The sequence below is a fragment of the Methylovulum sp. genome, from assembly GCF_028687615.1.
Taxonomy (GTDB): Bacteria; Pseudomonadota; Gammaproteobacteria; order Methylococcales; family Methylomonadaceae; genus Methylovulum.
This window is the reverse complement of the sequence record NZ_JAQTZU010000039.1, coordinates 1-20,327: the sequence shown is the minus strand read 5'-3', so window position 1 is coordinate 20,327 and position 20,327 is coordinate 1. Positions and strand designations below refer to the sequence as shown.

Annotated in this window: 24 protein-coding genes; 8 read left to right on the top strand and 16 right to left on the bottom strand. The window is 51.8% G+C overall.

What is annotated here, in order from left to right; translation table 11 throughout:
• Positions 1–246 precede the first annotated feature (246 nt).
• The gene (locus PHH59_RS15800) at positions 247–555 is read right to left on the bottom strand and encodes a hypothetical protein (RefSeq protein WP_300018443.1); all 309 of its coding nucleotides are present in this window, start codon (positions 553–555) and stop codon (positions 247–249) included.
• 83 nt (positions 556–638) lie between these two features.
• Between PHH59_RS15800 and PHH59_RS15795 the strand changes: the two genes are divergently transcribed.
• The 4 genes from PHH59_RS15795 to PHH59_RS15780 are packed head-to-tail and all read left to right on the top strand — an operon-like array spanning position 639 to position 4,171.
• The gene (locus tag PHH59_RS15795; protein WP_300018440.1) at positions 639–1,067 is read left to right on the top strand and encodes a restriction endonuclease subunit S; all 429 of its coding nucleotides are present in this window, start codon (positions 639–641) and stop codon (positions 1,065–1,067) included.
• The gene (locus tag PHH59_RS15790; RefSeq protein ID WP_300018437.1) at positions 1,009–1,731 is read left to right on the top strand and encodes a restriction endonuclease subunit S; all 723 of its coding nucleotides are present in this window, start codon (positions 1,009–1,011) and stop codon (positions 1,729–1,731) included. The genes PHH59_RS15795 and PHH59_RS15790 overlap by 59 nt, the downstream gene beginning before the upstream one ends.
• Positions 1,728–2,711, top strand: coding sequence for a virulence protein RhuM/Fic/DOC family protein (locus PHH59_RS15785; protein ID WP_300018434.1), 984 nt, complete (start codon positions 1,728–1,730; stop codon positions 2,709–2,711). Before PHH59_RS15790 ends, PHH59_RS15785 begins: the two co-directional genes overlap by 4 nt.
• The gene (locus PHH59_RS15780; protein ID WP_300018431.1) at positions 2,708–4,171 is read left to right on the top strand and encodes a type I restriction endonuclease; all 1,464 of its coding nucleotides are present in this window, start codon (positions 2,708–2,710) and stop codon (positions 4,169–4,171) included. The genes PHH59_RS15785 and PHH59_RS15780 overlap by 4 nt, the downstream gene beginning before the upstream one ends.
• A 299-nt stretch (positions 4,172–4,470) precedes the next feature.
• Here the strand turns inward: PHH59_RS15780 and PHH59_RS15775 are convergent, their stop codons facing one another.
• Positions 4,471–5,190 (bottom strand): hypothetical protein, encoded by a 720-nt coding sequence (locus tag PHH59_RS15775; RefSeq protein ID WP_300018428.1) that lies wholly within the window; start codon positions 5,188–5,190, stop codon positions 4,471–4,473.
• A 147-nt stretch (positions 5,191–5,337) separates the two neighbouring features.
• Here PHH59_RS15775 and PHH59_RS15770 point away from each other — a divergent pair, with 147 nt between their 5' ends.
• On the top strand, positions 5,338–5,628 hold the full coding sequence (locus tag PHH59_RS15770) for a hypothetical protein (RefSeq protein ID WP_300018425.1): 291 nt from the start codon (positions 5,338–5,340) through the stop codon (positions 5,626–5,628).
• Positions 5,629–5,803: 175 nt separating this feature from the next.
• Here PHH59_RS15770 and PHH59_RS15765 read toward each other — a convergent pair whose 3' ends face one another.
• The 9 genes from PHH59_RS15765 to PHH59_RS15725 form a co-directional block, all read right to left on the bottom strand.
• The gene (locus PHH59_RS15765) at positions 5,804–7,024 is read right to left on the bottom strand and encodes a sigma-54 dependent transcriptional regulator (protein WP_300018421.1); all 1,221 of its coding nucleotides are present in this window, start codon (positions 7,022–7,024) and stop codon (positions 5,804–5,806) included.
• Between the two features lie 165 nt (positions 7,025–7,189).
• Entirely contained in the window at positions 7,190–8,461 is a 1,272-nt protein-coding gene (locus PHH59_RS15760; RefSeq protein WP_300018418.1) for an aminotransferase class I/II-fold pyridoxal phosphate-dependent enzyme, read from the bottom strand.
• A gap of 110 nt (positions 8,462–8,571) precedes the next feature.
• Positions 8,572–9,714 carry an FMNH2-dependent alkanesulfonate monooxygenase gene (ssuD, locus tag PHH59_RS15755; protein ID WP_366145467.1) on the bottom strand — a complete coding sequence of 381 codons (1,143 nt, stop codon included), beginning with the start codon at positions 9,712–9,714 and terminating at the stop codon, positions 8,572–8,574.
• A gap of 40 nt (positions 9,715–9,754) precedes the next feature.
• Positions 9,755–10,990, bottom strand: coding sequence for a bifunctional 3,4-dihydroxy-2-butanone-4-phosphate synthase/GTP cyclohydrolase II (locus tag PHH59_RS15750; RefSeq protein WP_300018410.1), 1,236 nt, complete (start codon positions 10,988–10,990; stop codon positions 9,755–9,757).
• A 10-nt stretch (positions 10,991–11,000) separates the two neighbouring features.
• Positions 11,001–12,194, bottom strand: coding sequence for an acyl-CoA dehydrogenase family protein (locus tag PHH59_RS15745; protein WP_300018407.1), 1,194 nt, complete (start codon positions 12,192–12,194; stop codon positions 11,001–11,003).
• Positions 12,194–13,300 (bottom strand): dimethylsulfone monooxygenase SfnG, encoded by a 1,107-nt coding sequence (gene sfnG / locus PHH59_RS15740; protein WP_300018404.1) that lies wholly within the window; start codon positions 13,298–13,300, stop codon positions 12,194–12,196. Before sfnG ends, PHH59_RS15745 begins: the two co-directional genes overlap by 1 nt.
• Before the next feature lie 11 nt (positions 13,301–13,311).
• Positions 13,312–13,854 (bottom strand): OsmC family protein, encoded by a 543-nt coding sequence (locus PHH59_RS15735; RefSeq protein ID WP_300018401.1) that lies wholly within the window; start codon positions 13,852–13,854, stop codon positions 13,312–13,314.
• 118 nt (positions 13,855–13,972) lie between these two features.
• Positions 13,973–15,154, bottom strand: a complete 1,182-nt coding sequence (locus PHH59_RS15730; protein ID WP_300018398.1) for an acyl-CoA dehydrogenase family protein — start codon at positions 15,152–15,154, stop codon at positions 13,973–13,975.
• A 10-nt stretch (positions 15,155–15,164) separates the two neighbouring features.
• The gene (locus PHH59_RS15725; RefSeq protein WP_300018395.1) at positions 15,165–15,743 is read right to left on the bottom strand and encodes an NAD(P)H-dependent oxidoreductase; all 579 of its coding nucleotides are present in this window, start codon (positions 15,741–15,743) and stop codon (positions 15,165–15,167) included.
• Between PHH59_RS15725 and PHH59_RS15720 the strand changes: the two genes are divergently transcribed.
• Both PHH59_RS15720 and PHH59_RS15715 read left to right on the top strand, forming a co-directional pair.
• Positions 15,742–16,011 carry a hypothetical protein gene (locus PHH59_RS15720; protein WP_300018392.1) on the top strand — a complete coding sequence of 90 codons (270 nt, stop codon included), beginning with the start codon at positions 15,742–15,744 and terminating at the stop codon, positions 16,009–16,011. The genes PHH59_RS15725 and PHH59_RS15720 overlap by 2 nt on opposite strands.
• A 58-nt stretch (positions 16,012–16,069) precedes the next feature.
• Entirely contained in the window at positions 16,070–16,918 is an 849-nt protein-coding gene (locus PHH59_RS15715; RefSeq protein WP_300018389.1) for an amidohydrolase family protein, read from the top strand.
• Positions 16,919–16,974: 56 nt separating this feature from the next.
• On the opposite strand, the gene PHH59_RS15710 is transcribed toward PHH59_RS15715, so the two are convergent.
• Positions 16,975–18,342 carry an outer membrane protein transport protein gene (locus PHH59_RS15710; protein ID WP_300018386.1) on the bottom strand — a complete coding sequence of 456 codons (1,368 nt, stop codon included), beginning with the start codon at positions 18,340–18,342 and terminating at the stop codon, positions 16,975–16,977.
• A gap of 325 nt (positions 18,343–18,667) precedes the next feature.
• Between PHH59_RS15710 and PHH59_RS15705 the strand changes: the two genes are divergently transcribed.
• The gene (locus PHH59_RS15705) at positions 18,668–18,778 is read left to right on the top strand and encodes a transposase (RefSeq protein WP_300018383.1); all 111 of its coding nucleotides are present in this window, start codon (positions 18,668–18,670) and stop codon (positions 18,776–18,778) included.
• Positions 18,779–18,801: 23 nt separating this feature from the next.
• Here the strand turns inward: PHH59_RS15705 and PHH59_RS15700 are convergent, their stop codons facing one another.
• The 4 genes from PHH59_RS15700 to PHH59_RS15690 form a co-directional block, all read right to left on the bottom strand.
• A complete protein-coding gene (locus PHH59_RS15700) occupies positions 18,802–18,951 on the bottom strand; it encodes a hypothetical protein (protein WP_300018380.1) in 150 nt (49 codons plus the stop codon).
• 20 nt (positions 18,952–18,971) lie between these two features.
• On the bottom strand, positions 18,972–19,259 hold the full coding sequence (locus tag PHH59_RS15695; protein ID WP_300018377.1) for a hypothetical protein: 288 nt from the start codon (positions 19,257–19,259) through the stop codon (positions 18,972–18,974).
• 480 nt (positions 19,260–19,739) lie between these two features.
• A complete protein-coding gene (locus PHH59_RS16980; RefSeq protein WP_366145466.1) occupies positions 19,740–19,904 on the bottom strand; it encodes a type II toxin-antitoxin system HicA family toxin in 165 nt (54 codons plus the stop codon).
• A gap of 11 nt (positions 19,905–19,915) precedes the next feature.
• The gene (locus tag PHH59_RS15690) at positions 19,916–20,125 is read right to left on the bottom strand and encodes a type II toxin-antitoxin system HicB family antitoxin (RefSeq protein ID WP_300018374.1); all 210 of its coding nucleotides are present in this window, start codon (positions 20,123–20,125) and stop codon (positions 19,916–19,918) included.
• Positions 20,126–20,327 lie beyond the last annotated feature (202 nt).

Genomic DNA, 20,327 nt, shown 5'->3' with positions numbered 1-20,327 from the left:
GCGGCTGTGCGGCCTCGGCAACCGCTCCCTGCGTTGCCCTACCTCCTGCATCCATGCAGTCGTCGTCTTCCACGGGCGGCAGGACGTCTTTCAGCTTGGAGATGCCACTTGTGCCCCAGAGGGTATGACGCTTAAGGCACCAACAGTAGGCGCTTTAGGCGACGCGCCAAGCCGGAACGCGACGCGTCCGGGTTGATGTATGTTTTAGTGACATAAAGCAAGTCATCCAGAGGCAGATACAAGGTTTCACGCAAACCGGCCACAATCGCCCCGGCAACCGCTCTGTCCATAGACCCCCTTGAGGGGCGTTGCCTGTCCATAGACCCCCCTTGTGGTGGCATCCATGCAGTCGTCTTCCAGCTCCGTTAGGGTGGTGTTTAAGGTATGGGCGCGATGTGAACGGTCTTCGGTGTCCTCGCGCTGTTGCCATTTCCTCGCCGTGCTACGGCTAATGTTGTACCGCCCGGCCAGTTTCCGGTCTGACAGTGCCGAATCCTTGATTTCTTGGCGGATGACGGGCGTTGTCCTTGCTTGGGAATGGATGTGGTGGCCCATGCGCTTGTTTCCTGTTTAGCAATTTGATAATGTTCTTGTAAATACGCTTTTGCCCGAAACAACGGCCAGCTACGGATGGGTATATGATCGCACGGAACTATACAAGTATAAAATCAGATGCAGTCAGTTACGATGGCAGAATAGACCGGTCAAAATTTGTATATATAAGCAAAGATGTACATGAAAAATTCAAACGATCTCAGCTGAAAACTGACGACATTTTGTTCTCAATGGCAGGCGTTTTTTTGGGTAAGACTGGGATGGTGGAGGAAAACATGCTTCCCGCCAATACCAATCAAGCGCTTGCAATAATTAGGCTTAATAAATTAAAAGCGCAACCAAGGTTTGTTAATTATTTTTTGAGGCAAAGCACTGTTATTGATTTTATCAATAATATGTCTGGGCAATCAGCGCAACCAAACATAAATTTTCAAGAGATCAAAAGCATAGAAATTGACCTTCCTCCTTTTGAGGAGCAAAAAGCCATCGCCGCCGGCCCTGTCCAGCCTTGACGATAAAATCGACTTGTTGCACCGACAGGAGCTTACCCTCGAAGCCATGGTTGAAACGCTGTTTCGGCAATGGTTTATTGAAGAAGCTCAAGAAAATTGGAAGGAAAAGTCGCTAAGTAGTATCGCCAATTTCTTGAATGGACTGGCTTGCCAAAAATACCCTCCAGAGAATGACCTTGAAAAACTCCCAGTCTTAAAGATAAAAGAATTGAGCAACGGCATATCTGAATCTTCGGACTGGGCGACAAGCAATGTAAAGCCTGAATATATTGCAGAAGCTGGCGATGTGATTTTTGCATGGTCAGCATCGTTGATGGTCAAGGTTTGGGACGGCGAGCGGTGTATATTGAACCAGCATCTATTCAAGCTAACTTCAGACGAGTTCCCAAAATGGTTTTATCTTATGTGGTGCAAACATCATCTTGCTGAGTTCATCTCAATTTCATCAAGCCATGCAACAACAATGGGGCATATCAAGCGAGGCGACCTCGATGCGGCAATGGTTCTAGTTCCCTCATCTGAAGAGATTGAAGCCATGTCCGAAAAAATGAATCCTATATTGGACAAGAAAATAGCAATATCCAAACAAATACGCACACTTGAAAAACTCCGCGACACCCTGTTACCCAAACTCATGAGCGGTGAAGTGCGGGTGGCGTTATGACCGAAGCGCAAAGCCAAATTGCCATTTACCAAACCGCAGGCGGTCAAATCCAAATCGAGGTTTGTTTGCAACAGGAAACCGTCTGGCTACGACAAGAGCAAATGGGAGAATTATTTGGGCGTGAACGTTCGGTCATTACTAAACATATTCGTAATGTGTTCAAAGAAGGCGAATTGGATGAAAAAAGCAATGTGCAAAATTTGCACATTGCCGGCTCTGATAAACCGGTTAAACTTTACAACCTTGACGTGATTATTTCAGTCGGCTATCGGGTTAAGTCACAGCACGGTACGCAATTCCGCATCTGGGCCAATAGCATCCTTAAACAATACCTGATTCAAGGCTATGCCCTGAACGAACAAAAACTGCGCGCCAGCCAAGAAAAATTAGCCGATTTGAAACAGGCGATTGCCTTGTCTTCCCGATTGGCTCACAACAAAAATTTAACGCTCAGCGAGTCGCAAGGCATATTGGCGATTTTGGAAAAATACAGCTATGCCTTGGCTGTGCTGGATGATTACGATCATCAGTGCCTGCCGATACAAGGTTTGCGCCGGGTTGAGCAAGCCAAAATCACATACAAGGAAGCTATTGCACAAATCCATCTTTGGCGGCAACTGGAGCGCTTAACCGAATTGTTTGGTAATGAGAAAGACGATTCATTTAAAAGCTCGCTGGCGACCATTTACCAGACGTTCGGCGGGGAAGAATTGTATCCCAGCATCGAGGAAAAAGCCGCCAATCTGTTGTATTTCATCGTTAAAAACCATTCCTTCAGCGACGGCAATAAACGCATAGCGGCTGCGATTTTTGTCTGGTTTTTAGAGCGTCACAAATATTTGTACAACGCGGAAGGCGAAAAACGCATTGCCGATAACGCCCTGGTCGCTTTTACCTTACTGATCGCCGAAAGCAAACCGGAGGAAAAGGATACCATTGTTAAGGTCATCATCAATTTGATCAACGGGGCCAATGGATGAGCAAACTCACAGAAAGCGCGCTAGAAGATTTCGCCATCAAGCTGTTTGAACGGCTTGGCTATAGCTACATTTACGCCCCTGACATTGCTCCTGATGGAGAAAATCCAGAGCGTAGCCACTATGATGAAGTGATCCTGAAAAACCGGCTTTGGTCAGCCGTGCAGCGCATCAATCCATCTGTGCCACGCCATGCCCTGCAAGAAGCGGTGAAAGACGTTGAACGCATCCATTCGCCGGAATTGCTCGCCAACAACGAAACCTTTCATCGACTGATGACCGAAGGCGTGAAGGTCAGTTATCAAAAGGATGGTCAAGATCGCGGTGATCTGGTCTGGCTGATTGATTTTGCCAAGCCGGAAAATAACGAATTTGTCGTCGCTAACCAATTCACGGTGATTGATTCATCCCCGAATGGGGGAAACAACCGGAACAAGCGCCCTGATATTATCCTGTTCATCAATGGCCTGCCATTGGTGGTCATTGAACTTAAAAATCCCGCCGATGAAAACGCCACGATCAAATCCGCCTACAGGCAAATAGATACTTACAAGCATACGATTCCAAGCCTGTTTACCACGAACGCGATTTTAGTGATTTCTGATGGACTTGAAGCCAAGGCGGGTTCTTTATCGGCTGGCTTTAGCCGCTTGACTTGGAAGTCAGCCGATGGCAAAACCGAAGCCTCGCATCTGGTCAGCCAGCTTGAAACCTTGATTAACGGCATGTTAAACAAAGCCACGTTGCTTGATTTAATCCGGCATTTCGTGGTGTTTGAGAAATCTAAGAAAGAAGACCCCACGACCGGCGTTATCAGCATCAGCACGGTTAAAAAGCTTGCCGCTTATCATCAGTATTACGCGGTCAATGCAGCCATCGAGTCAACGATTCGGGCGGCGGGTTATACATCGGCTTCTGTGATTGCCGAAAGTCCGGCCAGTTACGGTTTGCCGGGTGTCAAACAGCAACCGAGAGGCGACAAAAAAGCCGGTGTGGTCTGGCATACCCAAGGTAGCGGCAAATCGCTGTCGATGGTGTTTTATACCGGTAAGATCGTGCTGGCCTTGGATAACCCGACGGTGTTGGTGATTACCGACCGCAACGATCTCGACGATCAATTGTTTGATACTTTTGCCGCGACCGCGCAACTGCTCCGGCAAGAACCCAAACAGGCGGATGACAGGCAACAGCTCAAAGAGCTGTTAAAAGTCGGCTCTGGCGGCGTGGTGTTTTCCACGATCCAGAAGTTTCAACCCGATGAAGGCAATGTCTATGAGGAGTTATCAGCCCGCCGGAATATCATCGTCGTTGTCGATGAAGCGCACCGCACCCAATACGGCTTTCAAGCAAAGACAGTCGATGAAAAAGACGATCAGGGCAACGTCATCGGTCAAAAGGTTTATGATCTGGCGGGACTTGACAGCTTGCCAACATTCAGTGCGTTTTTTAGAAAATGGCGCTAACAATCGCTTTACAGGCTCGTTGGCTTTTGGATACTTTCACAGTCTCGTAACGTTGGGTACACCATGTCTGCCATTATTTATAACTCAAGTGTTTGATAAATAGGTAAAAAATATGTCATATGTACTTGCGGCAACAGAAACTATTGTCCGTTGGTATAAATTTGATTTTGATAAAAATTTTTAACGGCTGGAAAGTTTGGGCCGCTCACAGAGGGACACAGTTTTGGCAAAAACTAAACCTCTTTGGCATCCCTTCTGGTGCGGCTGCTTTAAATTGAGGCCGCACCCTCCTCGCCGCCCTATAAACCACCCCCGCCCGAAGGTGCGCTCCTATCGTACAAAACCGTCCATGAACCATCTGGGTTATAGGTCACGTCAAATGTGTCGGAACCCTGCGTTGCGTCACAAATCGCCGCAGATGCCAAAAGATTTTCGAGCCACTCGGGGTTAATCAGTTGTCCCGCTTGGTAGCCATTGTCGGCGGTGATATAAAATTTCGCAATCGGTTGGCAATCAATGTTGCTTAAGGGCGGGGCCTGGATAAAGCTGGAAAGGATGTACGAATCACTCACGGGATGCTTAATGGCTGGGCCCACGTTAATTGGCGAGCTTATCGGGTCGAATGAGGGCGTTACGATACGATAAGCGCCCTCACGAACGCCCTCTGCATGAGTGGGGCTGTCCAACCCCAAGGGATTGATCGACAAATTGAGGTTAGTGGAATTATTGGAGACACCGGATTGCAACGTAATATCTAGTGCTTGCCCGGCTGTCATATAACCCGCGCTTTGTCCCGGTTGCAATGATGGCACCGCCGCCTGGGCGCCGGCGTAACAGTGTTGAAGGCATTGAAATATTAACAAGCCTCCATCGGAATAGAACGGCCTTAAGCTGCCATCAAAAACGGCATTGACATACACTTGCCCTCCGCCGACATAAATCGCGGGTTGTTGGAAGATAACAAAATTCTGGTTAAGAAAACTTTCATTTTTTATTTTTATCGTATAGAAGCTGCCCATCACACTCTCCGGTTAAAGTGACTCAATTTGCTGGCCACGCATCGTATAGCTTTCATCGGCCTTTTGAAAACCCGTTGCCGGCTGATTATTTTTCATTGCGGCCTCAGCAATCAGCCAGAGAATGCCAAGCGATCCAACGATTAAGCGTTGAATTCAACCTCGCCCCGCCCCCAGATTCCGCCACAATTTCTTCCGATCCGGGATACGATACTCCGCAACGGGCACAGAAGTAAAGGCTCATGCCGTAAAGTCAAAACGTCCCTGCAAAGCTGTCCAGCGGCTTGCCGCCCTGAAAAATGCGGGGGGCTGCCAGGCCACATGCTGGCGGCACTGGCGGGATTCGAGCGGGATTTAATGTTGGGCGCACCTAAAGCTGGATTGAAGGCGGCTAAGAAACGCGGCGTGAAGCAGGGGCGGAAGCCTTCGGTTTTGGACTAAATAGCGCGGTTAAAACGGCATGATTGTAAGCGGGATGCGTGTTGCAGGCCACTACCCCAATTTACGAACGAATCCTCGCGCCCGGCCAAGTTGAGACCCGGTGGATTACCCATATAAACAAACCCAATGGATCGGATCAAACATTACTTCCGAACCTATCAGTACCACCAGCAAATCAAAAGCCCCAGCATTCTTGCGATGCTTCGGCTAAAAAAGGCTCCTTGTAGTCATTATCCTTTGGAAAAAAGTCACGCACAAGAATGGGGGGCCCACTTACTCCCTGCGGTAATACAGGATGAGATTTGTCAGTTTCCGGCTCCCCTGCTGTCAAGATATGGTGCTGGATCAATCTGGCCCGAACCACATGTCGGCTCAGCCCAAGCAATCTGGCTGTCGCCAATTGGTTTCGGTAGGTATGCTTATAAGCGACTTGTAACAAAGCCTGTTCGGCACGGGCATATAAATCAGGATACTCTTGTTCGCATAAAGCCTGAAATGCACTAACTAATTTCTCAAAATCTCCAGCATCAGAGTCTGCCGATTTAGGAAAACCTGGCAATTGAGAGAAATTTAAATCCGTTGGCTTAATGATAAGATCACGCGTTACCAATAAGGCGTGATGGATAACATTTTCCAATTCACGAATGTTACCTGGCCAAGTATGCGCTAACAGAATTTGTTTTGCGGCAGGGGCAATCGTGGCTTCAGGACAACCAAATCGCTGGCCATACACTTTTAGAAAATGTTCGGCCAAGGGCAAAATATCCCCGGTACGTTGCCGCAATGGCAATAAATTCAATGCAGCTACATTCAGGCGGTAGTACAAATCCTCACGAAACCGACCGGCCATGACCGCTTCTTCCAATTTGACGTTGGTTGCTGCAATCAATCGCACATCTATAGGTATAGCCTTGTGGGAACCGACCCGCACCACCTCCCGTTCCTGCAACACCCGCAATAATTTCACTTGCATCGACTGGGGTAAATCACCAATTTCATCCAGAAAAAGCGTACCGCCCGAAGCAGCTTCAAACCAACCCTGTTTGGCCGTCATCGCGCCGGTAAAAGCCCCTTTTTCATGACCAAACAACTCACTCTCAATCAATGTTTCCGATAAGGCACAGCAATTAACCGCTAAAAATGGCCCGTTGCGTTTTGCGCTAAGTTCATGAAGGTGACGGGCGGCCAGTTCTTTCCCGGTACCCGTTTCGCCGATGATAAGGGCATTCAACTCACTAGGGGCAATACGTTTGATTCTGTCAAGTAGCTCTTTGGATTTTGGATCTTCGAAAACGAGGGCTGATGCTCGAATTGAAAGGGCCATCTCAGATGGATTAGGAAAAGCAAGTAAACGCATAAGTAAAAACATGTCCTTTGAAGTTACGTTGACTGTCAAGATAACATGTTGGAAAAACTTATAAAGTGATTAAAATTAATATAGTTATGCTTAAATGTGATAATTATATGGGCCGTCGGGTTTCGCAAAAATGCGCGGTTTCCGGATAGGCATGTCCAGGCCCCAACAACGGGAATTCGTCTAGCGCACGCCAATGTTCTGGTGTCAAGCCGCCTCGAGCGCCTGTTCCAGATCCGCGACAATATCGTCGATGTGTTCTATCCCGATAGATAAACGCACCATATCTTCGGTGACTCCCGCCTTAACCAACTCCTCAGGCGACAATTGCCGATGTGTGGTGGAGGCCGGATGACAAGCCAGCGATTTGGCGTCGCCGATATTGACCAGCCGAGTGAACAGTTTTAAGGCATCCTGAAAGTGCTCACCGGCCTTGCGGCCCTCTTTCAAGCCAAAGGTGAGGATGCCGGAGGCGCGTCCGTCCATGTATTTGTCGACCAGCGCTTTGTCTTCATGGTCATCCAATCCTGCGTAATTCACCCAAGCAACTTTACTGTGGCTTTGCAGATATTGCGCGACTTTGACGGTGTTCCCGCAGATTCTATCCATGCGCAACGCCAGGGTTTCAATGCCTTGCAAGATCAAAAACGAATTGAATGGCGAAATGGCCGCGCCGGTATTGCGCAACGGCACCACCCGTGCCCGGCCGATATAAGCGGCAGGCCCCAGCGCTTCGGTATACACCACGCCGTGATAGGAAACATCCGGTTCGTTGAGACGACGGAAACGCCCTTTATGTTCAGCCCAGGGGAATTTGCCGCTATCAACAATCACCCCGCCGATGCTGTTGCCGTGACCGCCCAGATATTTGGTGAGCGAATGCACGACAATATCGGCGCCGTGTTCGACCGGTCGGCACAAATACGGCGATGGCACGGTGTTATCGACAATTAGCGGCACGCCGTGGCGATGGGCGATCTCGGCCAACCGTTCAAAATCGGTAATATTGCCCAATGGGTTGCCGACCGATTCGCAGAAAATAGCTTTGGTTTTGTCGTCAACCAATGCCTCGAACGCATTCGGATCGCGATAATCGGCAAAACGCACGTTGATGCCGTATTGCGGCAGGGTGTGGGCGAAGAGGTTATAGGTGCCGCCGTACAGCGTGGCGGCGGAAACGATGTTGTCACCCGCTTCGGCGATGGTCATGATCGCGTAGGTAATCGCGGCCATGCCGGAGGCCAGCGCCAGCCCTGCCAACCCGCCTTCCAATTCGGCCACACGTTTTTCCAGTACGTCGGTGGTCGGGTTCATGATGCGGGTATAGATATTGCCGGCCACTTTCAGGTCAAATAGATCGGCGCCATGCCGGGTATCGTCAAAGGCGTAAGACGTGGTCTGATAAATGGGCACGGCCACGGCTTTGGTGCTTGGATCGGGGCTGTAGCCACCGTGTATGGCTATTGTTTCTAGTTTCATAGGCTTTAGGGTTGGCGAGGTTGATGGAATCTGTAAAAGGTCTGGTTTTCGGTTTTGATGACAGGCTGGGGGGCAAACGACGGCATCGCCAGTCTCGGCGCCGCCTTTGCTCATCCGGCCTTGGCTTGCAACTCGACTTTTCCGGTGTCGCCCACGGGGCTTAAATGGAACACCGGTTTGGCGCGTGTCTTTTTGGCAGCGTTTGCGACCGGCAACAACGGGAACAGCAATTCGGCCACGCGGTAAGCTTCTTCCAGGTGCGGGTAACCGGAGAGCACAAAAGTTTCGATGCCGAGATCGGCATATTCCTGCAAACGTTTGGCGACCGTTTGCGGGTCGCCGACCAATGCAGTCCCTGCGCCGCCCCGGACTAAACCGACACCGGCCCATAAATTGGGGGCGATTTCGAGGTTTTGCCGGGAGCCTCGGTGCAGGCTGTTCATCCGCCGCTGCCCCTCGGAATCCGAGCGGGCGTAAGCGTGCTGCGCGGCGGCAATCGCGTCATCGCCGACATGACGGATCAGCGCATTGGCCGCCGCCCACGCTTCGGCTTCGGTTTCCCGAACGATGATGTGTATGCGCAGGCCGTAACGCACAACCCGGCCGGTCAGCTTGGATCGTGCTTCAAGATCGGCGATTTTTTGCGCCACGGCCGGCACTGGCTCGCCCCAGCTCAGATAGTGGTCGATATACTGGGCGGCCAGATGATGGGCGGCAGGCGATGAGCCACCAAAATATAACGGCAGGCTGGGCGTCTGTGCGGGCGGAAAGGCCAGTTTCGCGTTATCGACCCGGATATGCTTGCCGGCAAAACTGACGGTTTCGCCCGCCAATAAGCGCTGCCAGACGGTCAAAAACTCGGCGGTCAAGGCATAACGCTCATCATGCGCCAGGAACAAGCCGTCGCCAGCCAGCTCAACCGGATCCCCGCCGGCAACGACATTGACCAATAACCGCCCGCCGGAAAAGCGGTCCAGGGTAGCCGCCATGCGCGCCGCCACCGTGGGTGAGGTCAAGCCGGGCCGGACTGCCACCAAAAACCGTAGATTCTCGGTGGCTTCAATCAACGAGGCGGCGACGACCCAAGGATCCTCGCAGGTAACACCGGTAGGAATCAGGACCCCGCCATAACCCAAAGCATCCACAGCCTGGGCTATTTGGCGCAAATAGTGCAAACTCACTTCGCGTGCACCTTGAGCCGAGCCCAGGTAACGACCGTCACCATGTGTCGGTAAAAACCAGAAAACATTCACTTTATTGTCTCCAAATTCAGTATTAGTGTGCCCGCCAGTCTCATTCAGCACTTAGAGCTTCCCAAGGAAGATTGTCCAGATTGAGCAAATGCCCTAGTTTTTCAGATTTAGTCCGTAAATAGGAGATATTCTCCCGATTGGGGACGGGTTCTAGCGGTACACGCTCGACAATTTTCAACCGGTATCCGGCCAACTCGGTGAACTTAGCCGGGTTGTTGCTCATCAATCGTAGCGTCGTTACGCCCAAATCGGTCAGGATTTGGGTGCCTACATCATAGCAGCGGGAATCGATAGGCAAACCCAAGTCCAAATTGGCTTGTACGGTATCCCGGCCTTGATCCTGCAATTCATAGGCACGCAGCTTGTGCGCCAAACCGATGCCGCGGCCTTCATGCCCGCGCAAGTAAACCAAAACCCCGCTGCCCGCCTGTTCGATTTTTGCCAACGCCATTTTGAGTTGATTGCCGCAATCACAACGCAGAGAATCAAGCACATCACCCGTTAAACATTCGGAGTGGACCCGCACCAAAACATTTTGTTGTCCCGCCACTTGGCCTTTGACCAATGCCAAATGCTCCGAACCGTCTAGCACTGAACGGTAAACATGGGCGGTGAAAACCCCTATAGCTGTGGGTATCCGTGCTTCTGAGACGTGCTCGACCAATAATTCATTACGGCGGCGGTAAGCGATAAGATCGGCAATACTGATAAACGGCAAGTTATGTTTTTTAGCAAATGCCTGCAATGCCTCGCCACGGGCCATGCTGCCATCGTCATTCACGATTTCGCACAACACGCCAGTCGGATACAGTCCGGCCAAGCGCGCCAAATCGCTGGCCGCTTCAGTGTGGCCAGGCCGCACTAAAACCCCATGTCGCCTGGCCCGTAAGGGGAACACATGGCCTGGGCGGGCAAAATTGTCGGCGGTGCAGGCAGGATTCGCCAAGGCCCGGATGGTGGCGCTGCGGTCTGCTGCAGAAATGCCGGTGCTGGTGCCTTTGTTCAAGTCCACCGAAACCGTAAATGCCGTGCCGTGGGCATCGGTGTTGTTCGCGACCATCGGCTCCAGATGCAGCGCATCGACGCGCTCGCCCGGCAAGGCGACGCAAACGACGCCGCTGCTATGCCGTACCAGAAAGGCCATGCGTTCGGGCGTGATTTTTTCGGCCGCGATGATTAAATCGCCTTCGTTTTCCCGGCCGGCATCATCAGCCACCACCACGAAGCCGCCATTGCGGATGGCTTCCAGCGCTGTTTCTATTGTGTCGTAATTCATCATAGAGTCCTTAGGAGTAAAAACTCGGCGCGGGTGACTTGGCATTCAAAACCCATTCGCCAAGATCAAGCAGCTTATAATCCACCGGATCATGCAGCGAATGGGTTCTCAGATTGCGCCAATAGCGGTCAAAACCTCCTTTGGCGCTGGTGGCCCGTGCGCCGGTGACTTCAAACAAGCGTTGCGTAACGTCTAACCCGGCCCGGGTGGCCAAGACTTTGGCCGTCGCGCTCGCAACAGCGACACTGCCGCGCTCCGCCTCGGTGAGCGCATCTTCCTGACGCCAGGCGGCGTCCAGTAAACGGGCGGCATGATCGGCCGCCAGTGCGGCCGCATTCAGGTCAACCCAAAATTCACCGTACTTTTTGAGCACATAAGGGTCGCGGGTTGCACTTTCCACGCCGGACAAGAACCAAGCCCGCGACTGGCTGCGGGTATAACCTATCGCTTCCGCCAAAGCGCCTTCGCCTATGCCTAAGTAAATATTGGTTAGAATCAGTTGTGCAAGCAGCGGACGCAAGGTGGCAAACACACTACCTAAAGGGCCAGGCTCACGTAAAATTTCATGGTCATAGATCCGCACCCCATGAAAATCCACCGTACCGCTGTCGGTCTGGCGTTGTCCCATATTGTCCCAATCCGAATGGATCTGGATGCCTGTGCGATTACTTGGAATGGCTGCTATGACTAATTTGCCGTCAGTCTCCGATAAGGCCGATACGATCAAGTGATCGGAATCCGTGGCGCCGGAACAAAAGCTTTTGGTGCCATGCAGCAACCAGTCTTTGCCGTCAGCGCTGATTTTGGCGCGAGTATCGAGAGGATTGAGGGTGTTTCCCCAAAACCAGTTATTTTTGACTGTTTCACGGTAATAATGCGGCCATTGGTCCCCGAACAGCCGGATTGTCGCCAACAACAAATGCTGGAAACCAAACAAATGTCCTACCGAACTATCAGTCCTGGAAATAATACGCACAATCTGTAGCGTATCGTGCCAATCCAGGCCGTGCCCACCATATTCAACCGGAATGATGAGGTTTAATAGGCCGCTTTTACGCAGGCTGTCGCGTTCATTTTTGGCCGTGCCGCCACGTTTATCCCGTTCCACTGCGGTGACCGCAAACTCCGCCGCTAATTGTTCGGCCTTGTCGAACAACGATTGGGCCTTTAATTGAGCCTGTTTGATAGGATTAACCACGCCCATTATGCCGCCACTTTGTCAGTTTGCTTTGATTCCAGTTCGCGTACCAAGGGCAAAACATGCTTCCCGAAATAGTCGACTTCTTCCTGGAAATGTAAAAAACCCGTCAGAATCAAGTCAACACCCACCGCTTTTAACGCCACAATACGCCCGGCGATTTGTTCGGGCGTGCCGATCAGATTGGTCTTGAAGCCGTCGTTATATTGCACCAAGTCCTCGAATGTGGACTTGGCCCAATTACCGTCACCTTCAGGAGATGCTTTTCCTGCTTGCTTGGCCTCATGTCCAAAAGCATCGACAGCTTTGGTGTCGGCTTTGTCAATAATTTCATTCAACACCGCCTGGGCTTCCGCTTCGGTGTTCCGGGCGATCACGAAAGCATTGACGCCGATCTTGACCGTATGGCCTTCCTTGGCCGCCTTGCCGCGAATATCGTCAACTTGCGCCTTGATGCCCTCCAGCGTATTGCCGTTAGTGAAGTACCAATCCGAGACCCGGGCCGCCATGTCTCGCGCCGCCCGGGAGCTACCGCCCTGAAATATTTCCGGATGCGGTTGTTGTAAAGGCTTAGGCTTTAATGTGAAATTGTGGAAACGGTAGAAATCGCCGGAAAAGCTGAAATCGTCCCGGGTCCAAATGCCTTTCAGCACGCGGATGAATTCTTCTGAACGACGATAGCGTTCGTCATGCTCCAGCCACGGCTCACCGATAGCGGTAAACTCTGTTTTAAACCAACCACTGACGATGTTGACGGCGATGCGGCCCCCCGTCAGGTGGTCAATAGTGGCAATTTGCTTGGCGACGACCGCCGGATGCCAAGGCCCCGGCAAAATAGCCGCGATCACCCGTAGTTTTTGGGTCGCCGCCAACAAGGCATGGGAGAAAGAGACCGATTCGTGCTGATATTCCGCACCGTAACCCGCGGTGAAACGGATCTGGCTGAGGGCGTAGTCAAAGCCGCTTTGCTCGGCAATTTGCGCAAGCTTGCGGTTATAGTCAATATCCCAACTGGTGCGTTGCTCGATTTTACTGATCAGCAGGCCGCCACTGACGTTGGGTACCCAATAGGCAAACTTGATTGGGTTGTTGCTTTGATGTGATTGGCTCATTTGATTTTTCCTTATGCGGCATGGCGTGCGGGGAAGTTAAGCGGTGCTCCATTGAGCGTGACCGTACCGGCCACCTCGACTGGACGGGTCAAGGTATCGAGCACGGGGCAGTGCGCTTCCACGACCGCGACCAGCTTTTCGATAGTTTCCTGGGCCGCCGGGCTTTTCACTGTGGTTTCAAAGCTGATTTTCTGGAAACCGGAGGGAACCTCTTTCAAGCCGAAGAGGCCGTTGAGATCCAGGTGACCCTTGGCGCTCACCTCGACCGCCTCCAAAGGGATGTCCAATACGGCGGCGTAGGCTGCATAGACGATTTCCTGACAGGTGCCGAGCGCGGCCAGGATCAGTTCGACGGGGTTTACACCCGCGTCACCCCCACCCAATTCAGGGGGTTCGTCAATGATCAGCGGCGGAAAATCCCGCACTTCGGCAGCACAACGCACGCCATCGAGCAAGCGGGTCTTTGCCTTAAAAACGAGACGGGCGCCCGCCGGATTTTCTTGCAAGGCGGCAATGGTGTTTTCTAATGCGGCTTTCAAATCTTTCTGTGACATGTGGATTTCCATAGCATTGATGTTGAGGCTGCCAAATCTAAGTAAGGATGGCTTTGCGATAGGTTCGTCAAATTGAATTGTTCCAACTACTTACAAAACGGAACGTCCTTTTCGGAGTCTATTCTCCGCCGGTCTCGAACAGCTCCAGCGGCAATCCCACCAGTGCTTTACCAATCCATTCGCGGGCGATATTGTTCGATGGCCCCATGCCGATGCCGGCACGGGCATCACGGAAGATGCGCTCGATAGGGCCTTTCTTGTAACCGTAACCGCCGCTGACATCCAGGGCATTGCGTGCCGAGATATTGGCGACTTCCGCCGCATGCACCTTGAATTCGGTCAACGGTAGCAGGATTTGCCCTTGCGGCTGACCGGTGGCCTGCAATTGGTCCAATTGCCGCGCCAGCTCGTGCTGCCAGGGGCGCAGGCTTTCGACCAACACCTTGGACTCGCCCAATTGCTGGCGCAGCACTTGGTAGTCGGACAGTTTGCGGTTGAAATCGCGATGGATGGTGCCGGTCAGATGGTCTGAAGCTTTTTCCAATGCCGCCCTGGCTACACCGTGCCAAACAGAGCCCAGACCAACCAGATAGACCGGTGATACGCCGTGGTAAACAATGTCTTTGCCCTGGCCTTCGTCGCCCAGGCGGTCGATGCTTTTCACATTCACATCTTTGTAAGTGATCGGCCCGCTGTGGTTGCCGCGCACCCCGAGCGCTTCCCAGATGCCATGCGTGATGCCGTCCAGTTTGGAATCGACGATGAAGAAACTGATGTCGGTAGGGCCTTTGGCGCCCGGCGAACGGGTTTGAAAAATGTAGTAATCCGCTTGCCCGGCGCTGGTGGTGAATGACTTTTCCGCATTGAGCAGATAGTTATCGTCGTTGCCCCGACTGGCTTCGCTGAAGTTGAACCACCAGTGTCCACCCGAGGCTTTTTCGCTGGTCGAATAGGTGCCGATCAAACCGTCGCGGGCCGGCTTCAACCAACGTTCTTTTTGGTCGTGGTTGCCGAATAAGTTGATGGTCTGCGCCGCGCCGGTGTGCATCACATAAACTAGGCCGGTGGAGGCGCAGGCGCGGCCGATTTCTTCGGCCACGATAGAAAAGGCGACATGGCCCAGACCCAGACCGCCGTATTCCTTCGGAATCAGCACGCCATTCCAGCCCGCCCGGCCCAAGGCTTCAAGATTCTTCCGAGGGAAAACGCCCTGGTCGGTTTGTTCGGCATTAGGCCGGATGACTTCGTCAACCAGGGCGCGAATTTCGGAACGGATTTTTTCGTAATCGTGTACAGACATGATACTCTCCTTAAGCTACTTCACATGATTGGGTTTGATCCGCGCGGATAAGCGCCGCCACAACGGCTTGGCGCGCTGCCGCATGGATGCGTTCATTGACGATGGCATCGCTAAAGCGTGAGCCGTCATAGTTCTGTTCGGTGGCGTAGATGCCGGAAGGGACGGTTTGCGCACCGAAGAAGCCGAACAGCGGCCGCAGTTGATGTTCGATAATCAGGGCATGCTTTTCCCCGCCGCCGGTGGCGCCAAGAATCACCGGCACTTCGTTCAGCGCCGTCACATCCAGAAAATCAAACACATGCTTGAATAGGCCGGTGTAGGAACCCTTGTAAACCGGGGTGACCGCGACCAGGATGTCGGCCGACCCGATAGAATCCAGCACGTCTTTGCCACTATCGCTCAGCTCCCCCGGATGACGGGCAAGTCCGAAAACCGGGCCCAAATCAGCCAAGCTGTGGGTTATGACTTCAATACAAGCTTGCTGGTAAGCTTGTTGTTTGATTGCTTCGACGATTTGCCCGGCCAGTCCTAGCGTCTTAGACGGCAGCCCTAGATTGCCCGAAACAACCACGACTTTTAATGTACTCATGTTGATTGCCTTTGTACGGTTGAAAAATCCCAATGCCTGCAAGGCACGGGTACTGTACTTAAGCTTTAGCATCGACTATGCCAACTTTCAACTTATTGTTTTTAAAGTGATTAATGACGGCTCTATTGATGTGGATGCCGTTGTTGCAGCAGCGAATTACAACGATTGCCGCTGTAGCGGCAATCGTTGTTGGGCAGGCATCTGGCAAACCCAGGATTCAGGCCGCTCCTGGTCATTTGGCACAATATCTGCTGCTTCTGTGGTTTAGCACACCAGCCGAAGCGAAGATCGCTTCAATACATTAGCCAAAGCCGAGAATTGACAAGATGTCCAGACCGATAATTGATATGCGCAGCCGACCTGCGTTTCTACATGATTTTTATGGCGCAACGCCGGCAACCCCAGAATATGAAACCGCCAAATGGCTTAACCGCCGTTTGGGCTCCAAACAGGACGATCACTTTGTCCGTTCGCAGTCCCTGGATGGGTTTATCGAGGAAATCCGCGAGGTGGGTATCCGCCATGCGGTCGTTGTGGGCCGCGATACGCCCGACATCAAAATCCCTAATGAAACCATCCGGGACATTACCGCGCCGCACCCGGAGCTGATCGGCATCGCCTCGGTAAACCCGCAGGCGCTGGATAGCCATGCCATCGCCAAAGAAATTGAAAAGGCCGTGGACACGCTGGGATTGAGGGGAATTAACATAGAACCCGGATTCGGTGCGCCGCCCATTCAGGCCGATGATCCGTTGCTCTACCCGATTTATGACGCCTGCAAACAACTGGGTGTGCCGGTGTTTTTAATGTCAGGGCCGACCACGCCGAACCTGGAATATGCCAATCCGGTCGCCGTCGGCAAGGTGGCCAGGGCTTTTTCAGGATTGCCTATCGTCTGCTACCACGGTTTTTATCCGTATGTGAACGAAATGATCGGCGTCGCGTTTCGCTATGAAAACGTTTACGTCGTCCCGGACATGTATATTTTTCTGCCGGGCGGAAGCTTGTATGTGGAAGCGGCCAACGGTTTTATGAAGGGGCAACTGCTGTTTGGCAGCTCGTACCCGTTCCGGGCGATGGGGCAAACGCTAGAGGACTTTCTACAGCTCGGTTTGCACGAGGAGGTGTTGGATCGGGTGTTATATCAAAACGCGAGACGGTTATTGCGGATTTAACGGGTGGGCCGGGATTTGCCGAATAATCCTAGCGCGGATTATCCGGCATCCCTCCGTTAAAATTTGAAATTCGCGCCCGCACCCAAGGCCCATTCGCTACCGGTGACATGATAATCTCCCAAAGCCAGTGTGCTGCGGCTTGCTGTGCCTTCAAAAGCATAGGCGGCAAACGCATCCAGCCTGAACCGGGGTGTAAAGGCATATCCCAGACCTGCCGTGGCGGTATGCTCCCAGACGACCGGGCCTAAAGTCGTTTGTACGACCTTAATCAAATCGTTGCTATTAAGAACCCCGGGGACATTGGTATCAAGCGGCAGCGTCCCCAGTCCTGTAAAGCCGCCAACAGTGCCGTTCGGATTATCGCGAAGTATCTCCGAGGCATAACTGTAACCTGAGCGGAGCTGCCATTTTCCAAGGCTATATTGGCCACCTAGCATAGCCAGGAACTGGTCATCGTAGATGTCCTTGTACAGTGAAGATTGCGACCAGTTTTTCCAAGCGACATCCGCCTCCAATAGCAAGTCAGGCGTTGCATTGGCTGCTATGCCCCAGGTGACTTCCAAGGGTTGATCGAGCTTTACGCTTTGGTATTCCTGACCGCCGCCGACTGTAGTCGACAATACGTTATGGTAGTGGTATTGCAAAGGGGACTTGACCGAAACCCCTAGCTTCACATCATCGGTGAGCTGGTAAGTTGCACCCAATGAACCACGGAGCGAAATATTATGTACGCTGGACGTAGTCCCCCCAAAATCACCCGACAAACCGCCTAGCCCGCTCGTATTCCCGGTAGTTCCTAATTGACCTAAACCAAATCCTACCGTTAATGCCGCCCCTAATGACAAATCTGGCGTCACTTCATAAGCCGCCCCCACGTTGGCGCTAAATGACAGGAATTCCAAAACCAAAGGTAATGTCGCCGCGCCACCGGCACCGGCGCCACCCAGTCCAAGCCCGGCCCCGCCATTGATAGGATGGGTGCGGTAATCCGCACCTATGCCCGAATCAAGCGCGACACCGCCGCCCACCACAAGGCCGGGCAAGACTTCTCCGCTGAGGGCAACATCCGGCGCAATGTAATTCTGCGCCAGGCTGGGGGAATGGTTAGTAAATCCGTTGTTGCTTTGATAATTATCGACTACAGGTTCAAGAACCGCCGCGCCCAAGCCAAAATTAAAGCCTTTAAACTGGGTCAAGGTGGCCGGGTTGCCAAACAATGCGGCGGAAACTTCTTGCGGTCGGGTATAAGCCGCACCAGCCATACCGCCAGCAATAGGTTTTAAAGACAGGTTCAGATCAGTTCCGGTATTCAGGGCCAATACCCCAGGCGATACCGTACTCGCTAGTGCCAATAACGACATCTTCTGCAATCGCCATAAATTTATACGCTGGTAATTTTTGGCAGGAAACGATTCTTTATTCATTAGAAACTCCAATTAACATATTTTCAGATATCGGCGACGTCCGTTGAGTTTGCCCTAAGAGGATTCCGGGAAAGACAAACACGTTGCGCCCAAAACCTTTCAAAGCAAAGCTTATGCCATTTATAAGTTATTGTTTGTTAATTGTATTTTGTATATTTTTATTATTGATGCCGCACTGGCGGCAATGCGGATGAAAAATCGCCGCTTTTGAAGCAATGAACCAAAGGAATTGCTGCTCTTGGAGCAATGCGGTGTGGGTTTGCAAAATTGATGGGAAAGATAAAGGCCCAATATGTATTTTAAGGGCTTTTGGTAAAATGGGCGGATGGAAACCTCAATCACCATCAAACAGTTAGTCAGTGAAACCCGCTGTTATGCCGCCATCCGGCAGTTGCGTTGGGCTGACGGTGTCACTTGCCCGCATTTATACCCCTGATAGCATAAGTATCTACACAACACCTACACAACATTTCCCAAGAATTGCCGTGCAGTCGCTTTTAAAGTCTCCAGCTCCACTTGGGAGTAGGCATCCATGATTTTGGACATGGACAGGAAAACCCATAAACCCGCCAGCAATGCGGGATTGGTGGACTCCTGCTTATGGCGCATTCGCCTGCCACTGAGCCTGATCAGGAACACCCGGAATTCGGTGGCTTCCGGGCTAGTGTACCCACAGGGCATAAATCGGCGGCGGTTTCCCAGACCGTGACACAGGCCATACTAACGACTAGCAGGTGTTTGGCGACGGCCAGGGCGGATTCCTGCCGCCAGGCTTCGAGCTGGTGGCCGGCCGATTTGACCGGGTTGAAAAAGCACTCGATCTGCCCTTGTGCCCTGCGGGTAAACGCCAGTAGTGCCAGAGGGCAGGCGGCGTCCGCGTCCTTCATGTTAGTCAACAACAGCCATTGTGCCAACACGTCGCCGCCGTCGTTCAGTGCGTGTTTTAAAAGTCTCGATTTAGTAAAAATTGGTCACAATCAACTGGGTTGCCCGAACGTAACATTGGAAAATTGGATGAAATCACCTTGCTTCAAGATGAATTTGATCTAAAAAACCTCAGTTTTCACCACCGCCGTACTTTTAAAACACGCACTCAACGGCGGATCGGTTCCAACCCAACACATCTTCGGCGGTACGGTGCTTTCCGTCCAGCAAGGACAAGGTGGCATCGCCCATTGCACAGCGCCTGCCAGGGCTGGGATCAAGCCAACCAAGCGTGAAACCAAAGCCACCACTTCCTTAGAAATTCCGTTTCGTTCAAGGGTTGTTGTTTTCATCTGTGGGTTTCAGTGTTATTACATTAAGCCATCATTGTACGCGGTATGTTGGTTATTGCTGCTTCCCTAAGCTCGTACTTTAAGAAGCTCCTCAATTGTTAACCCAGTATCTTTGGCAATTTACCGAAGCAAAATCGGTGGCACATCACGCCCTGCATGAAATGGTACTGTTGTGCATCTGCCATTAGGGTGGCGAAACTGCTTGTGTGAACCTCGCTGACGAATTTCAATAAATCCCAACACTTCTAGCAAGGCAACGACTTCGCGAGGCTTAAGAACAGGCAAGTGACCTATGCTTAAGCCACAACAACATTTTGAGTACCGATAAATTCAGCTTCCAATCTTGGCTCACCATCTTCAAGCAACATTTCAACAACTTCCCGAAGATTCTGATTTAGCTCATCCAAGGTTTCTGCTTGCGTATGCGCCCCTTGAAACCTAGGGATAAAGCCAACATAAAAACCCGTATCTTGGCATCGCTCTACAATTGCCATATAAGTTCTCATACGAACGTACTCCTATTTCGTTTTTTACTAAAGAACCCCTGAAAGTATTAGATTTGCAATAATAGGCTTAAACAAAAAAGGCTCATAGTGGGTTTTGAGGGCATGCCATTGGTTGCAACAAAGCATCCAAGAGCGAACCCAATAATGCCCGCCCACGCCGCCTGACATTATGCACAAACTCAAAGAAACCCAGGTAAAGCGG

What these genes read in the sequence shown, in the direction of transcription:
- PHH59_RS15800 (WP_300018443.1), bottom strand. Translation starts at nt 555, where the DNA reads ATGGGCCACCACATCCATTCCCAAGCAAGGACAACGCCCGTCATCCGC.
- PHH59_RS15795 (WP_300018440.1), top strand. Translation starts at nt 639, where the DNA reads ATGATCGCACGGAACTATACAAGTATAAAATCAGATGCAGTCAGTTAC.
- PHH59_RS15785 (WP_300018434.1), top strand. Translation starts at nt 1,728, where the DNA reads ATGACCGAAGCGCAAAGCCAAATTGCCATTTACCAAACCGCAGGCGGT.
- PHH59_RS15780 (WP_300018431.1), top strand. Translation starts at nt 2,708, where the DNA reads ATGAGCAAACTCACAGAAAGCGCGCTAGAAGATTTCGCCATCAAGCTG.
- PHH59_RS15775 (WP_300018428.1), bottom strand. Translation starts at nt 5,190, where the DNA reads ATGGGCAGCTTCTATACGATAAAAATAAAAAATGAAAGTTTTCTTAAC.
- PHH59_RS15760 (WP_300018418.1), bottom strand. Translation starts at nt 8,461, where the DNA reads ATGAAACTAGAAACAATAGCCATACACGGTGGCTACAGCCCCGATCCA.
- PHH59_RS15750 (WP_300018410.1), bottom strand. Translation starts at nt 10,990, where the DNA reads ATGAATTACGACACAATAGAAACAGCGCTGGAAGCCATCCGCAATGGC.
- PHH59_RS15745 (WP_300018407.1), bottom strand. Translation starts at nt 12,194, where the DNA reads ATGGGCGTGGTTAATCCTATCAAACAGGCTCAATTAAAGGCCCAATCG.
- sfnG (WP_300018404.1), bottom strand. Translation starts at nt 13,300, where the DNA reads ATGAGCCAATCACATCAAAGCAACAACCCAATCAAGTTTGCCTATTGG.
- PHH59_RS15735 (WP_300018401.1), bottom strand. Translation starts at nt 13,854, where the DNA reads ATGTCACAGAAAGATTTGAAAGCCGCATTAGAAAACACCATTGCCGCC.
- PHH59_RS15730 (WP_300018398.1), bottom strand. Translation starts at nt 15,154, where the DNA reads ATGTCTGTACACGATTACGAAAAAATCCGTTCCGAAATTCGCGCCCTG.
- PHH59_RS15720 (WP_300018392.1), top strand. Translation starts at nt 15,742, where the DNA reads ATGTTGATTGCCTTTGTACGGTTGAAAAATCCCAATGCCTGCAAGGCA.
- PHH59_RS15725 (WP_300018395.1), bottom strand. Translation starts at nt 15,743, where the DNA reads ATGAGTACATTAAAAGTCGTGGTTGTTTCGGGCAATCTAGGGCTGCCG.
- PHH59_RS15715 (WP_300018389.1), top strand. Translation starts at nt 16,070, where the DNA reads ATGTCCAGACCGATAATTGATATGCGCAGCCGACCTGCGTTTCTACAT.
- PHH59_RS15710 (WP_300018386.1), bottom strand. Translation starts at nt 18,342, where the DNA reads ATGAATAAAGAATCGTTTCCTGCCAAAAATTACCAGCGTATAAATTTA.
- PHH59_RS15705 (WP_300018383.1), top strand. Translation starts at nt 18,668, where the DNA reads ATGGAAACCTCAATCACCATCAAACAGTTAGTCAGTGAAACCCGCTGT.
- PHH59_RS15700 (WP_300018380.1), bottom strand. Translation starts at nt 18,951, where the DNA reads ATGCGCCATAAGCAGGAGTCCACCAATCCCGCATTGCTGGCGGGTTTA.
- PHH59_RS15690 (WP_300018374.1), bottom strand. Translation starts at nt 20,125, where the DNA reads ATGAGAACTTATATGGCAATTGTAGAGCGATGCCAAGATACGGGTTTT.